Source organism: Pseudomonas sp. OE 28.3, assembly GCF_014268205.2.
Taxonomy (GTDB): Bacteria; Pseudomonadota; Gammaproteobacteria; order Pseudomonadales; family Pseudomonadaceae; genus Aquipseudomonas; species Aquipseudomonas edaphica.
In genome coordinates, this window is record NZ_CP077082.1 from 3,049,208 (window position 1) to 3,063,382 (window position 14,175).

General features: G+C 58.1%; 9 protein-coding genes. 4 read left to right on the plus strand and 5 right to left on the minus strand.

Annotated elements, in window-relative coordinates:
* Nucleotides 1-72: 72 nt before the first annotated feature.
* Nucleotides 73-1,131 carry a LacI family DNA-binding transcriptional regulator gene (locus HU759_RS13825; protein WP_186618091.1) on the minus strand — a complete coding sequence of 353 codons (1,059 nt, stop codon included), beginning with the start codon at nt 1,129-1,131 and terminating at the stop codon, nt 73-75.
* Between the two features lie 246 nt (nt 1,132-1,377).
* Between HU759_RS13825 and HU759_RS13830 the strand changes: the two genes are divergently transcribed.
* Both HU759_RS13830 and HU759_RS13835 read left to right on the plus strand, forming a co-directional pair.
* Nucleotides 1,378-3,351, plus strand: a complete 1,974-nt coding sequence (locus HU759_RS13830; protein WP_186618092.1) for a hypothetical protein — start codon at nt 1,378-1,380, stop codon at nt 3,349-3,351.
* A gap of 135 nt (nt 3,352-3,486) precedes the next feature.
* Nucleotides 3,487-5,505, plus strand: coding sequence for a hypothetical protein (locus HU759_RS13835; RefSeq protein WP_186618093.1), 2,019 nt, complete (start codon nt 3,487-3,489; stop codon nt 5,503-5,505).
* 150 nt (nt 5,506-5,655) lie between these two features.
* Here HU759_RS13835 and HU759_RS13840 read toward each other — a convergent pair whose 3' ends face one another.
* Complete coding sequence (locus HU759_RS13840; protein WP_017135028.1) at nt 5,656-5,799, minus strand: hypothetical protein; 144 nt, start codon at nt 5,797-5,799, stop codon at nt 5,656-5,658.
* A gap of 697 nt (nt 5,800-6,496) precedes the next feature.
* Between HU759_RS13840 and HU759_RS13845 the strand changes: the two genes are divergently transcribed.
* Complete coding sequence (locus tag HU759_RS13845; protein WP_225933051.1) at nt 6,497-7,996, plus strand: autotransporter outer membrane beta-barrel domain-containing protein; 1,500 nt, start codon at nt 6,497-6,499, stop codon at nt 7,994-7,996.
* A gap of 116 nt (nt 7,997-8,112) precedes the next feature.
* Here the strand turns inward: HU759_RS13845 and HU759_RS13850 are convergent, their stop codons facing one another.
* From HU759_RS13850 to HU759_RS13860, 3 genes are all read right to left on the minus strand, one after another.
* Nucleotides 8,113-8,754 carry a DUF1345 domain-containing protein gene (locus tag HU759_RS13850; RefSeq protein ID WP_017135030.1) on the minus strand — a complete coding sequence of 214 codons (642 nt, stop codon included), beginning with the start codon at nt 8,752-8,754 and terminating at the stop codon, nt 8,113-8,115.
* Between the two features lie 105 nt (nt 8,755-8,859).
* Complete coding sequence (locus HU759_RS13855; protein WP_170038449.1) at nt 8,860-11,958, minus strand: efflux RND transporter permease subunit; 3,099 nt, start codon at nt 11,956-11,958, stop codon at nt 8,860-8,862.
* Nucleotides 11,959-11,964: 6 nt separating this feature from the next.
* Complete coding sequence (locus HU759_RS13860) at nt 11,965-13,119, minus strand: efflux RND transporter periplasmic adaptor subunit (RefSeq protein WP_026013522.1); 1,155 nt, start codon at nt 13,117-13,119, stop codon at nt 11,965-11,967.
* A 351-nt stretch (nt 13,120-13,470) separates the two neighbouring features.
* Between HU759_RS13860 and HU759_RS13865 the strand changes: the two genes are divergently transcribed.
* Nucleotides 13,471-14,172 carry a response regulator transcription factor gene (locus tag HU759_RS13865; protein ID WP_017135033.1) on the plus strand — a complete coding sequence of 234 codons (702 nt, stop codon included), beginning with the start codon at nt 13,471-13,473 and terminating at the stop codon, nt 14,170-14,172.
* Nucleotides 14,173-14,175: the final 3 nt, after the last annotated feature.

A 14,175-nucleotide genomic window follows, 5' to 3' on the forward strand; every position in this document is an offset into this window, starting at 1 on the left:
AAACCGGTTTCATTTTTATACGAAAAACCAATGTGGGAGCTGGCTTGCCTGCGATGGCGGTGTGTCAGGCGACTACGGCTTCGCCTGACAGACCGCCATCGCAGGCAAGCCAGCTCCCACAAGGGATTGGGTGGAGCCACGGACGATCAGTTCGGGCAAAAAATCCAGGGTACGCGGTGGTGCGTCATCGCCGCGCAAGCGTTTAAGCAGGCAGTCAAAGGCGCTGGCGCCAATCGCGTCGGTGGGTTGGGCGAGGGCGGTGATGCCGTTGCCCACCAGCGGGTACCAGTCGAGGTCATCCAGGGCAATCAGGCCGAAGTCATCAAAGAGGTTGCGGCCCAGCGCTTTGAGCGCGTGGGTGCAGGCCAGCGCAGCCACGCCATTGGCGCAGAACAACGCCTTGGGGCCTGGCTTGGCCAAGAAAGTGTGCAGACGGTTTTCCAGCCTGTCATCGAGTTCCAGCACCGCGCCGGTCAACGCCGGCCGGGCCGCAATTTCCGCCGTGAAACTCGCCTGACGTTCCAGACGTGAACTGGTGCCATCGGCTTTTTCGCTCACTAGCAACAGGTCGCGATAACCCTGCTGTTGCAGATGCTCCACCGCAATACGCACCGCCGCCGGGTTATCCAGCCCCACTAGGTCACTGTGCAACGGCTCGACCTTGCGGTCCACCAGCACCAGAGGCATTTCGCGCTGCAACTCCAGCAGTTGGTCAAGGTGGTGGCCAAGGGTGTTCACGATCAACCCTTCGATGTTGTACGAACGCAGCGCCGCCAGGTGCTGGCGCTCTTGCTCGTCATCGCGGTCGGTGTTGCACACCACCAGGCTGTAGCCATGCTGGCGGCAGGCGGTTTCGACGCCGTGCATCACGGCAATGGAGTAGGGGTTGCGGATATCGGCCACCAGCATGCCGATCAGGCGCGTGCGGCCGCGTTTCAACCCGCGTGCCATCTGGTTGGGGCGGTAGCCGAGTTCGCTGATCGCTTGCTCGATACGCAAGGCAATGGCGTCGGAGAGCAGGGCGCGGTCCTCGCCGATAAAGCGCGACACGCTGGCTTTGGACACGCCGGCGCGTTCGGCGACGTCGAGCATGGTCACGCGGCTGCGCTGGGCGGCGGAAAAAGGAGTCACGGTGGCAGGCCTTTCTTATTGGAGGTGGTGACGTTCTGAAACCGGTTTCAGGAGACCTCATTCACGAAACAACGTCAAGTGTCATTCAGCGCGCGGCAAGCGCTCATTCGCGCGTGCAACCGACGAATGGCGGTAAGACCTGTTAGTTCTGACAGTATCGGGAAGTTACCAACGGGTATTCAATCAACGTCACAGCCTTCAATAAAAACCAGTGACCGGCGCAATGTTGCTGTTACGGAGAATGATATGAGCCCCCCCCCAACTAATAGCAATGTTCAAACCAATAGCGCCACAGGTTTGCCCGACGGCACAGTTGTGACCGCCGTGCCTCAAGCCCCCTTGCCAATCGTTGAGGGACGATTGGCGAGTGGTGTGATTCCAAAACGCTTATTGGATGATGATCTTCTCGTATGGATACCCGGCCCATGGATTGAACTGACCCAGCCGGGGAGCACTGATTATATTGTGTTTGTTTGGCATGTCGTCGGGTTAGCGCTGCCTGTTTACGTTGAACCGATACCGGTCGTGGGAGAGTTGTTTCCCGGCGACTTTCCACTGCCGGCGTATATTCCTAGCGGTTTGCTGCTGAATGACGCTGTCGTCAATCTTTCTTATCGCATACACAATGACCAACCCGACGCACCGGTGGCCAATTTCTCGCCCCCAGTCAGGATTATTATCGACCGCAGTGCGCCGGGTAAAGGCGAGGTGCTTAAGGCGCCGGTGTTTTCAAGTGCAGTTATTACTAATCCTGATCTGGATAATAATTTGACACTGGATGTCGTGGTGCCGGGCGATTATAAGGTTCGCGCCACGCTTGACGAAATATTTCTGTGGTTTATGAGCAGCAATTCAAATCCGACTGGCTTACCGATTCACGTTGAAAAAATAGTTGCTACTACAGGTGCAATTATTTTGAAGGTGCTGGTATCGGAATTTCGCAAGTTTTCAGGTGCGCAAGAATTGTTTGCGGTGTACCGAGTCAAGGATGAGGCGGGTAACATTAGTCAACTTTCCTTGCCCGGAAGTGTCTTGCTGAGTCTAACGCCACTGCCCGGCAATTTGCCCGTGCCTACGGTGCCTGCGTTTGATTTTGATCAACTCATCAAACGTGACGATGCGCGTAATATCGTCTCGTTTGGCATCAGCAGCTACACCAATTTTATACCTGGGGATCTCTGTATCCCTGAATTGGCGGGTGTTAAACTTCCGCCGATACCTGTCACTTCATTTCCGTTTACCGGAACCTTGACCTGGCAGCAGCTGATTGCCAACGGCTCCGACCTGCAGCGAAAGGACAAGGTGCCGTTCCGCTATTACATTAGACGTGCTTCCGACACGGTGGGCCCTGGGACGCTGTCTCCGCTGAAATTGCTCAATATGGATTTCACGGTATTCGGCCGCGATCACAATCAGGCGCCAGCGTTACTTAACCCAATGTTGGACTTGGCCAATCTCTATGGCGCGGTGTCCAATACAGCCAATAAACTGGACAGTCGCGACAGTATCGACGCTGTCAGAGTGGAAGCGCGCCTGTCCGGTAACCCGCAAGTCGGTGACATGCTGTTGCTGTACTGGCCGGGGCAGGCAGCGCCGGTGGCAACCTATACCGTCAAGTCGGGTGACACCGCTGGCGCCCTTATCGTTTTTGATAATCGCATTAGCTGGTCGATCATACAGGGCGGTGGTAATACGACTGCCCCCGTGTATTACGTGAGCACTAACGGCGTTAACGAGCAACGATCGGGTAATCAAAGTGTTGTCGTAACCATCACGCCGCCTATAAGTTTTCCAAAGCCCACGTTCCCTCAAAATATAAATCATCCTAATAAAATTATTAGTTGCACACCTGGCTTTGGCCCCGACGGCAAACCAATCCCGCTTCCCTGGGAGGTATTTCAGATGCAGGTGACGCCCGGAGTCGGTATAGCCCCAGGGGATGTATGTACGCTGTCGTTCCAGGGGTACGCTAATTACCCGGATCGCAACCCGATAGCGTCGACAGCCCTTATCCTGAGTCATACGTGGGGCGTCAATCAAGTGTCCCATACTTTTGAAATTACAGATTATCAAAACATAATCAAACCGCTGAGGGACTATGCCGGCGCCTCTGCAAAATATAGTGTTTTTCGAAACCACGGATTAATAGGCGTATCGAAAGTCGGGTATGTACAAGTTGACCTTAAATATCCGACTGGGAAGTATTGTGGGCCGGCCTAGCGTTGGATAAATCCATTCATGAAGATCGAAGTGTAGGTGGCAGTGAGGTAAGTGGCGTGAGGGCTTCAGTATCCAGAGGTCCCTGGTCGTTTGGTTTTATTCGGTAAAAATATAATTGCGGATGGAGAATAGGACATGATCGGTAAAAAAATTACGGTAAAGGCAGATCCCAGCCCTGGAGCAGTTGCTCCCGAAATCCAAGGAGTAGACCCTGTAACAGGGTATATTTCAGCGGCTGACGGGAACAAGCCTGTGGTGTTGGTCATCACTTCCGGCCCAGGTTCAGACGCGGGTGACTGGGCTCTAGTCTATCGAAGAGACGTCATTAATGACTTGCCTGACTCATGGACGTTAGTGGCTCAAGTGCAATTTGTAATCAACGCCCCAGGTGACAAGTTTTCGGCGAGTATTCCTGTCGTTACGAGCTCGGGAATGCAGCTGTCGGGTGATTTTGAAGTACGTTTTGACTTGCACCAGAATGAGGGTGCGGATCCAACTATTCCAGGCTCCGTAGACAGGCCTGGTTCTCTCGGCCAGTCCTCACCCATTTCGACTTATAAAATAGACTTGGATCCACCCTATTTAAGGGGGCAGCCACCTGCGCCGCAATACACGGGGGCCTTCCCGCCGGGCCAGGTTATTAGTCTGGCACAACTGATGCTGTTCAATTTGCCATTCTCTATTCCTGACAACGTAACGACGGGCCTCGGGGCTTGGAAGCCAGGAGATGAGCTGACCTTCTTCTATAACCACGGCACCCCCGTGACAGCCACAGAAGTAGCCCGACAGACTCCACCCCGGCCCATGGCCCAAACCGGCAACATGCTGACAGTGCTCGCCAATGAGATTACGCAAGGGGGGCCGTGCTTCTTTACTTACCAAATCAGGGACTCGCAGGGCAATGCAAGTTTGGTCTCTGCGCCTTCGATTACCTTCACTATCGCGCTGGATCCGGCACCCGAAAATTTACAGCCGATTATCATTCACCAGGCGCCAGACCTCGTTGATGACTTGGTCACTATTGAAGACTTGAAATCAGGCCCAACGGGCGAAATACCGACCTATACGAACGTTGACACTACCAAGGACGAGTATCGGGTTCGATACAACAATGGAGCTTGGAGCCCATGGTCTCGCGTTCTCTCGGTTCCAATCACGTTGGATCAGGCCTTTCTGAGCCCCCTGGCTGTAGCGGACTATGCCAATGCAAAAGGTCCGAAATCGGTCGGTATCGCCTATGAAATACGCAAAAATGGTGACACTGTCCCTGGCCCGACCACGCCGTTCAGAGTGGACTTTAGTGTGACGGGGCCGAGCAATCCTGGAATACCAGGCAGTATCAATACCCGACTGATTCCAGCATCGTTCCGTGGGACCGACGCGGCGGCAGCGAACATAATGGAGTTTGCACAGGCTGGCAAGCCGGTCACCGTTACGGTCGAGTTATGGCGAACCTCTGACCCTGCTGAACTGCCGGCGCCAGGCATGTTTCTTATCCTTGTCAACCCTGACGGTACGTTCATCGCGCCCGCTAAGGAAATAAGCAATGAGATACCTGGAGACTTTGTCACCTGGGACATCGACTGGAGTGTCTTTCAAAAACTGGGCAATGGCAGACATAACATCAGCTATGTCGTATCACCAACGGCAACGCCAACGTCTGCCACTAACCTCAATCGCGCGTTACCTAGAGAGGTTGAAGTGCGGGATGCGGTAACTACACTCCTGCCGGCGGCTAAATATGTCAATGCGACGGGGGGGGCGTTTGGTCAATGGGCCTGCCAAGCGCTAGTAGCACCGGCGCCGACAAACTGGGAAGGCAGGGTAGCTGTGGATCCGGACCCGAGAATGGTGGTTGGTCAGCTACTGACCTTGGTACTGCAGGTGTTCAGACCTCGCACGGGCACACCTCGGCTTTTTGACCAAACGCAAAGTTTCAACGTACTCGTTACCCCTACCATTAGAGATAACGGCCATATCTTCCGGATTCCCTACGCGGGTTTCCTTGAACATGCCCAAGTAGGGCGTGCGGAGGCGACTTACACCGTGCCGCTGAACAACGGCACGCTGGGGCGTGGTACCGCGGGCGTTAACGTACGTACGACGTTGAGTTTCACACGGTGCGATAACGTGGGACCAATCATCGTCCCTTAGAGGCGTCATTGATACGCTGCAGGGTTCCCCTCTCACTCTGAGAGGGGGTTTCCCTGACAGTGCCCTACCGATTGGATGACCCAAAGTGCTGCCTACTTACCAATAGGTTGCAGATTAATCCTACATAAGAGTGAGTGTTTAATACTTACTCTACGTGCCGCACAGGTAAGGCGTCACTTTCAGGAAGTGAGCCGAACCGCTTTTGTAGGCCTTACCAAAAGAGTGATTGACCATGTCGGCACTGAACACGTTCGAACTCAAACCCTTGAGTGCAATGATGAAAGTCCCCACCATTACATTCTGTTTGTTTGCCGCGATGCAGGGGCAAGCTCAGGCGGTTGTGATAGGTAGCGGTGAGCAAAGAACCATTGACGCAACTGAGCAAACAACGGATTGGCAATTGTCGGGCCAATCAGCGTTGACGATGAACCGTGCAACAGCCACCACGATCAACCTTTCAAATTCCACGTTGAACATGAACAGCGGCAGTATGGCGAATAGTGTACATGCTGTGCAGGGCTCCACAGTAAACATGGACGCTGCACGTGTTACTTCGAGCGATTCCCTATACGGCGCCGTGCGGCTGGACAGCAGTAAGGCGGTTATTAATAACAGTACCCTCACCAATACCAGCGGCGTAGGGTTGCAGGCGTTTGGTTTTGTAGGCACTTGGAGCGGCTCGTCCGCTGAGGTCAGCAACTCTACGATCAGTGGCGCTATCGGCGGTGCGGAAGCATTCACTGGCAGTCAGTTACACTTTAAACAAAACTCGCTGGTGCAGGGCACGGGAGTAGGGGCCTTTGGGCTCTCCCTCGCAGGTGCCACAGCGACTGCCACGCAAAGTACTATCATCGGCAATGGCCATGGCGTGTCGTTCACCCGTAATCGGGGGGACCTGACGGATGGCAAACTGGTTTTGGACCAGTCCGTGGTTGAGGGTCGCAGCGGTTCGGCCATCTCGGTCAGGGGCACGCCAAATCGAGTGCCAGTGGTGTCTATCGATGTACTCAACGGTTCTACGTTGAAAGGCGGTAATGGCAATCTACTGTCGGTGTCTGGCGGTGCCACGGCAACGATGAATGTGGATAACAGCCGAAACCTGGCCGGTAATGTAATCGCCGATGCCACCAGCACCGTGCATTTGAACCTGCAAAACAACGCCGAGCTGACGGGCCAGTTGCAGAACGTCTCCACCCTGAGCGTAGGCAATGCTTCCAACTGGAACATGACCGGTGACAGCCAGGTGGGCGCACTGAACATGGCCGGTGGTACGGTGACCATGGGCGCGGCGAATGAGTTTTACCAACTGAACCTTCAGACGCTTTCGGGTAACGGCACCTTTGTCATGGGCACCGATTTCGACCAAGGCAAAACCGACTTTATCAATGTCACCGGCGAAGCCACGGGCAACCACAGCCTGGCACTCGCAGCCAGCGGCAGCGAACTGGTCAAAACCCAGGTTGTGCACACCGGCGGCGGTGACGCGGCGTTCTCCCTGGAGGGCGGCCCGGTCGACATGGGTGCCTATGCCTATAACCTGAAACAGGAAGGCAATGACTGGTTTCTGGACACGCAAACCCGTGTGATCAGCCGCAGTGCCCGCGTGGTGACGGCATTGTTCAACACCCCGGTGACCATCATGACCGCCGAAGAGGGCTCATTGCGCCAACGTATGGGTGAGTTGCGTTACTCGAAAAGCACCGGTCTTTGGGTCCGTGGTATCGGCAGTCAATATGATGTGTCCCAGAGTTCGGGCACCGGCTACTCGCAGAACCTGCGAGGTTTTTCCATCGGTGCTGATACGCCGCTGGGCGACAGCCAATGGAAGGTGGGTGTATTTGGCGGCCACAGTAACTCTGACGTAAACCCGGCTCGCGGCGCTGCCGGTACCGTCAAGAGCTACTTCCTGGGTACCTATGCCACCTGGATGGACGAAGAAAGCGGTTTCTATTTTGATGCCGTGGCCAAAGCCAACCGGTTCCAGAACCAGGCCAAGGCAACACTCAGTGACAACACGTCGACCAAGGGTGGCTACAACAACGTAGGCGGTGGTGTATCGGCTGAACTCGGCCGTCATATCAAGTTCGGTGAGAGTTCCTTTATTGAACCTTACGGCCGACTGTCGACCATTGTGGTCCAGGGTGGCACGTACAGCCTGAAAAACGGTTTGCAAGTGGACGGTGAGCGCACCCGCTCAAGGACCGCCGAGGCCGGTGCGACCGTTGGTCATGAGTTCCAACTCGATGATGGCACGCTGATCAAGCCTTACCTGCGTGCGGCAATGGTCCACGAGTTTGCCAACAACAATAAGGTCACGGTCAACAACCAGACCTTCAACAATGATTTGTCGGGCTCGCGCACCAAGTACGGTGCCGGTGTGGCGGTGTCGTTTACCCAGGACCTGCAGGCGCATGTCGACCTGGAGACCAGCACCAGTGACAAAATCAAGCAAAAAGCCGCTGTCAATGTTGGCCTGCGTTATGCGTTCTAAATAAACCGGCGCCCTATAAAGCCCTGATCGAAAGATCAGGGCTTTTTTTTGAACGCAAAAGCGCTTTTCAATAGCCTTTCCCGTTTAGATCAGGATTGCCGCCATACCATCAGGGTTCAACTGAACAGTCCGGCAGCAATATTGATCGAGAAGCCCAGAATCGCCGTATTGAACAGAAACCCAATCAACGACTGGCCCAAAACGACTTTGCGCATTGCGCGTGTAGCAACCCCCACATCCGCGGTTTGCACCGCCACGCCGATGGTGAACGAGAAGTACAGGAAGTCCCAGTAATTGGGGTTACGCAGCCCTTCGGCAAAGCGCAGCGCCGGCTCGTCGCCTTCCCAGGTGTAGAACAGGCGGGCGTAATGCACACTGAAAATCACCCCGGTTAGTAACCATGAACCAATCACCGTCATGCCGGTAAAACCGTAGTGCAGCAGGCGCGCCGTGCTGTCCAGGTCTTTGCTGCCTACCAGGTTGACTGTGATGGTAGCCAGGCTCGCAATCGCGGCAATGCACACCATGAACAGCACCAGCCCGGCGTTTTCATCCTCGATCTCGGCGATGCGCTTTACATCATCGGCACGTGAGCGGCTGGTAAGCCACAGCATCAGCGCCAGGTAGGTCCAGACCCCGGCGTTCCAGCCAATCAGGATTTTGCTGATCAGCGTATCGGCCGGCGCCAGAATGCCCACGGCAAGGCCAAGAACGGCGGCGGATGAGAGGCGAGGGTGGGTGCGGGCGAGGAAGGCCATAGGTGCTCACAACAGGGGAGGTTGTGAGCACCATAGCGCATTCAGTTGTTCTTGAGATAAGTGAACCCTGTGGGAGCTGGCTCCCACAGGGATCCGCGGTGCCGATCAGTCAGGCTTGCCGCGCCTGCGCACCAGTTTCATCACCACCACAAAGAACACCGGCACAAACACCACCGCCAGCGTCGCGGTGATCATCCCGCCGATCACGCCTGTACCAATCGCCTGCTGGCTGGCCGAGCTGGCGCCGGTGGCAATCGCCAAGGGCACCACGCCAAGGATAAACGCCAGCGAGGTCATGATGATCGGCCGTAACCTGAGCCGCGCGGCTTTCAGGGTGGCGTCGATCAGATCCTCACCTTGGTCAACCAGGTCCTTGGCAAACTCGATGATCAGAATCGCGTTCTTCGCCGACAAACCGATGATGGTGATCAAGCCGACCTTGAAGAACACGTCATTGGGCATGCCACGCAAGCTCACCGCCAATACGGCGCCAAGCACACCCAGCGGCACCACCAGCAACACCGAGGTGGGTATCGACCAGCTTTCATACAGCGCCGCCAGGCACAGGAACACGATCAGCAGCGACAGGCCCAACAGCAACGGCGCCTGGGAGCCGGACAAGCGTTCCTGCAACGACAGCCCGGTCCACTCCTGGCCCAGGCCGGCCGGCAGTTGGCTGACCAGGCGCTGGATTTCTTCCATGGCCTCACCGGTGCTGTGCCCCGGTGCCGCTTCGCCGCTGATGGAGATGGCCGGGTAGCCGTTGTAGCGCGTCAGCTGCGCCGGGCCCTGGGTCCAGCTGGCTTCAACAAAGGATGACAAGGGCACCATCTTGCCGGCGTTATTGCGCACGTTGATCTTCATCAAGTCCGCCACCTGGCTGCGTTGGTCGCCTTCGGCCTGCACCACCACCCGCTGCATGCGGCCCTGGTTGGGGAAGTCGTTGACATAGGCCGAGCCGATGGCCGAGGACAGCACATTGCCCACATCGGCAAACGACACGCCCAGGGCGTTGGCTTGCTTGCGATCCACTTGCAATTGCACTTGCGGTGCTTCAGCCAAGGCGCTTTCGCGCACGTTGGCCAGGATCGGGCTTTTTTCGGCGGCGGCCAGCAACTCGGTACGTGCTTGCATCAACGCGGCATGGCCGACGCCGCCACGGTCCTGCAAACGGAACTCGAAGCCGCTGGAAGTCCCCAGGCCGTCCACCGGCGGCGGCAGGATCGCGTAGGCAATCGCATCCTTGAGCTCGCTGAACGCTTCGTTGGCACGCTCGGCAATTGCCGAGGCCGAATCGTCGCTGCTGCGCTGCGACCAATCCTTGAGCGTGGTAAAGGCCAGCGCCGCGTTCTGCCCGGACCCGGAGAAACTGAAGCCCATGATCATGGTGGTATCGCCCACCCCAGGTTCGCCGGCGTTGTGCGCTTCGATCTGCTCGGCCACCTGCACCGTGCGGTTCTTGCTCGCGCCCGGTGGCAGCTGGATATCGGTGATGGTGTAACCCTGGTCTTCCACCGGCAGGAATGAGGAGGGCAGGCGACTGAACATCCACCCCAGGCCCACCAGCAGCACCAGATAGATCAACAGGTAGCGGCCGCTGCGCTTGAGGGCATAGGCCACCCAGCCTTCATAGCGGTCGGTGAGGCGCTCAAAACGCGTGTTGAACCAGCCGAAGAAACCGCCCTTGGCGTGGTGCTCGCCCTTGGCAATCGGTTTGAGCAAGGTGGCGCACAGCGCCGGCGTCAATGTCAGGGCCAGGAACGCCGAGAACAGGATCGAGGTGGCCATCGACAGTGAGAACTGTTGGTAGATCACACCCACCGAACCCGGCATGAACGCCATCGGCAAGAACACCGCCACCAGTACCAACGTGATACCGACGATGGCGCCAGTGATCTGGCCCATGGCTTTTTTCGTTGCGTCCTTGGGCGACAGGCCTTCGGTGGCCATGATGCGCTCGACGTTTTCGACCACCACAATCGCATCGTCCACCAGGATGCCGATCGCCAGCACCATACCGAACATGGTCAGCACGTTGATCGAGAAACCCAGCAACAACATGGTGGCGAAAGTGCCCATCAGTGCAATCGGCACCACCAGCGTGGGGATCAAGGTGTAGCGCACGTTCTGCAGGAACAGGAACATCACCGCAAACACCAGTGCCATCGCCTCCAGCAAGGTGTAGACCACTTTGGTGATCGAGACTTTGACGAACGGCGACGTGTCGTAAGGGATCTTGTACTCCACGTTGGCCGGGAAATAGCGCGACAGCTCGTCCATCTTTGCCCGCACCAGGGTTGCGGTGTTCAGCGCGTTGGCGCCGGGCGACAGTTGCACACTGACGGCGGTGGACGGTTTGCCGTTCAGGCGCGTGGAGAACTGGTATTCCTGGCTGCCGACTTCCACCCGCGCCACATCGCCGATGCGCACGGTGGAACCGTCGGGGTTAGCCTTGAGCACGATGTCGGCAAATTCCGCCGGGGTCGACAGTTGGCCCTTGACCAGGATTGCGGCGGTGATTTCCTGGGTCTTGGTGCCCGGCAAATCGCCAATGCTGCCCGCCGAGACCTGAGCGTTTTGCGCGCTGATCGCGGCGTTCACGTCGGCTGGCGTCAGGTTGAAACCGATCAGCTTCTGCGGGTCGATCCAGATGCGCATGGCGCGTTCGGCACCATACAGCTGGGCCTTGCCCACGCCGTCCAGGCGCTTGAGTTCGTTCATCACGTTGCGCGCCAGGTAATCGCTGAGCGCTACGTCGTCGAGCTTGCCGTCGTTGGAGGTCAGGGTCACCAGCAGCAGGAAGCCGGCGGAGACTTTCTCCACTTGCAAACCTTGCTGGGTCACGGCTTGCGGCAAGCGCGGTTCTACCGCTTTAAGACGGTTTTGCACGTCCACCTGGGCCATTTCCGGGTTGGTGCCCGGCTGGAAGGTCGCGGTGATAGTGGCCGAACCCAGGCTGCTCTGGGATTCGAAGTACAGCAAGTGATCGGCGCCGTTAAGCTCCTGCTCGATCAGGCTGACCACGCTTTCATCCAGGGTCTGGGCCGAGGCGCCGGGGTACACCGCGTAGATCTCCACCTTCGGCGGCGCAACGTTGGGGTACTGGGCCACCGGCAACTGCGGGATGGCGAGCGCGCCGGCCAGCAGGATAAACAGGGCCACCACCCAGGCGAAAATCGGGCGGTCAATAAAGAACTGCGGCATGGCGGGTTATTCCTTGACTGGCTGGCCGGAGGCGGGGCTGTCATCCACCTCGACTTTTTCACCGGGGCGCGCGTGTTGCAGGCCTTCGACGACGATGCGGTCACCGGGCTTGAGGCCGCTGCTGACGATCCAGCGGTCTTCAATCACCGCGCCCAGTTCTACCGGCTGCTGGCTGACGGTCTGTTCGGCATCCAACAGCAGCACCATCGGGATGCCGGCGCTGTCACGGGTGATGGCGCGTTGCGGCACGCTGATACCTTGCTTGTCCACGGCCTGTTCGAGGCGCACGCGCACAAAGCTGCCCGGCAACAGGTCGAGGTCCGGGTTGGGGAACTCGCTGCGCAGGATGATCTGCCCGGTGCCCGGGTCGACGCTGATTTCCGCAAACAGCAACTTGCCTGGCAACGGGTACAGGCTGCCGTCGTCCTGGATCAGCGTGGCCTTGGCCTGGTCCTGGCCGACCTGCTTCAAGCTGCCGGCGCGGAAGGCGCGGCGCAGGTCATTGAGTTCGCGGGTCGACTGGGTGAGGTCGGCGTGGATCGGGTCCAGTTGCTGGATAATTGCCAGCGGCGTGGCCTCGTTCTGGCCGACCAGCGCACCTTCGGTCACCAACGCACGGCCGATGCGCCCGGAAATCGGTGCGGTGACGGTGGCGTAGCCCAGGTTCAACCGCGCGCGTTCGACTGCGGCCTTGTTGGCGGCGACTTCGGCGTTGGTCTGGCGCACGGCGGCGCGGGCGTTGTCGTAGTCCTGGCCGCTGATGGCGTTGCCTTCGACCAACTGGCTGTAGCGCTGCTCCTGCAGGCGCGCCTGGAATGCGTTGGCTTCGGCCTTGCTCAGGTTGGCCTGGGCGCTGTCCAGGTCGGCCTTGAACGGCGCGGGGTCGATGCGAAACAGCACGTCACCCTGTTTTACGTCGTGGCCTTCCTTGAACACCCGCTGCATGACCACGCCGGCGACCCGTGCGCGCACTTCGGCAATGCGCGGCGCGGCGATACGCCCGCTCAATTCGCTGGTGATCGAGAGAGGCTTGGCCTGCAGGGTTTCGATGCGCACTTTGGCCAGTGGCGCCTCTGGCGCTTCATCGGCCGACTGGCCACAGCCACTCAGGGCCAGCGTCAGGGCCAGCAGGCAAAATGGCGCAAACAGATTCTTCGACATGCTCATATCCCAATATTGACTGGCGCATCCTAAAGACACCTGCGCCGTGGTGCTGTGAAGCTGTGTAGGCCGTGTGTGAAGAAGTGTAAGGTGCGGCCCATAGTCGCTTGAGGGCGTATATCCTTGCACAATCCTGCAAACAGCAAAGATCAAATGTGAAAACCGGGCCTGTGTGGGAGCCGGGCTTATGTGGGAGCCGGGCTTGCCCGCGATGCAGGCACCTCGGTCTTTCATAGAGAACGAGGCGATGCTATCGCAGGCAAGCCAGCTCCCACACAAGCCAGCTCCCACACAGGCCCGCTCCCACAAGGGTCTGCGTACCGCCGACAAACAGTATTATTTGGAAACACCATGCCCAACATCCTCCTGGTGGAAGACGACGCCGCACTCTCCGAGCTGATTGCCAGCTACCTGGAACGCAATGGCTACCACGTCAATGTGCTCAGCCGTGGCGACCATGTGCGTGAACGGGCGCGCCTTAACCCGCCGGACCTGGTGATCCTCGACCTGATGCTGCCCGGTCTCGACGGCTTGCAGGTGTGCCGCCTGCTGCGTGCCGACTCGGCGGGCCTGCCGATTCTGATGCTCACCGCCCGCGATGACAGCCACGATCAGGTGCTGGGCCTGGAGATGGGCGCCGACGATTATGTCACCAAGCCTTGCGAGCCACGTGTGCTGCTCGCCCGTGTGCGCACCTTGCTGCGCCGCAGCAGTTTGTCCGAGCCACAGGTGGCCAACGACCAGATCGTCATGGGCAACCTGTGCATCGACCTGTCGGAGCGCACCGTGACCTGGCGCGAGCAGGCGGTGGAGCTGTCCAGCGGTGAGTACAACCTGCTGGTGGTGCTGGCCCGGCACGCCGGTGAAGTGCTCAGCCGCGACCAGATCCTGCAACGTTTGCGCGGTATCGAGTTCAACGGCACCGACCGTTCGGTGGACGTGGCCATCTCCAAGCTGCGCCGCAAGTTCGACGACCACGCAGGCGAAGCGCGCAAGATCAAGACCGTATGGGGCAAGGGCTACCTGTTCAGCCGTTCCGAGTGGGAATGCTGATCC

What these genes read in the sequence shown, in the direction of transcription:
- HU759_RS13830 (WP_186618092.1), top strand. Translation starts at nt 1,378, where the DNA reads ATGAGCCCCCCCCCAACTAATAGCAATGTTCAAACCAATAGCGCCACA.
- HU759_RS13835 (WP_186618093.1), top strand. Translation starts at nt 3,487, where the DNA reads ATGATCGGTAAAAAAATTACGGTAAAGGCAGATCCCAGCCCTGGAGCA.
- HU759_RS13840 (WP_017135028.1), bottom strand. Translation starts at nt 5,799, where the DNA reads ATGGTGGGGACTTTCATCATTGCACTCAAGGGTTTGAGTTCGAACGTG.
- HU759_RS13850 (WP_017135030.1), bottom strand. Translation starts at nt 8,754, where the DNA reads ATGGCCTTCCTCGCCCGCACCCACCCTCGCCTCTCATCCGCCGCCGTT.
- HU759_RS13855 (WP_170038449.1), bottom strand. Translation starts at nt 11,958, where the DNA reads ATGCCGCAGTTCTTTATTGACCGCCCGATTTTCGCCTGGGTGGTGGCC.
- HU759_RS13860 (WP_026013522.1), bottom strand. Translation starts at nt 13,119, where the DNA reads ATGTCGAAGAATCTGTTTGCGCCATTTTGCCTGCTGGCCCTGACGCTG.
- HU759_RS13865 (WP_017135033.1), top strand. Translation starts at nt 13,471, where the DNA reads ATGCCCAACATCCTCCTGGTGGAAGACGACGCCGCACTCTCCGAGCTG.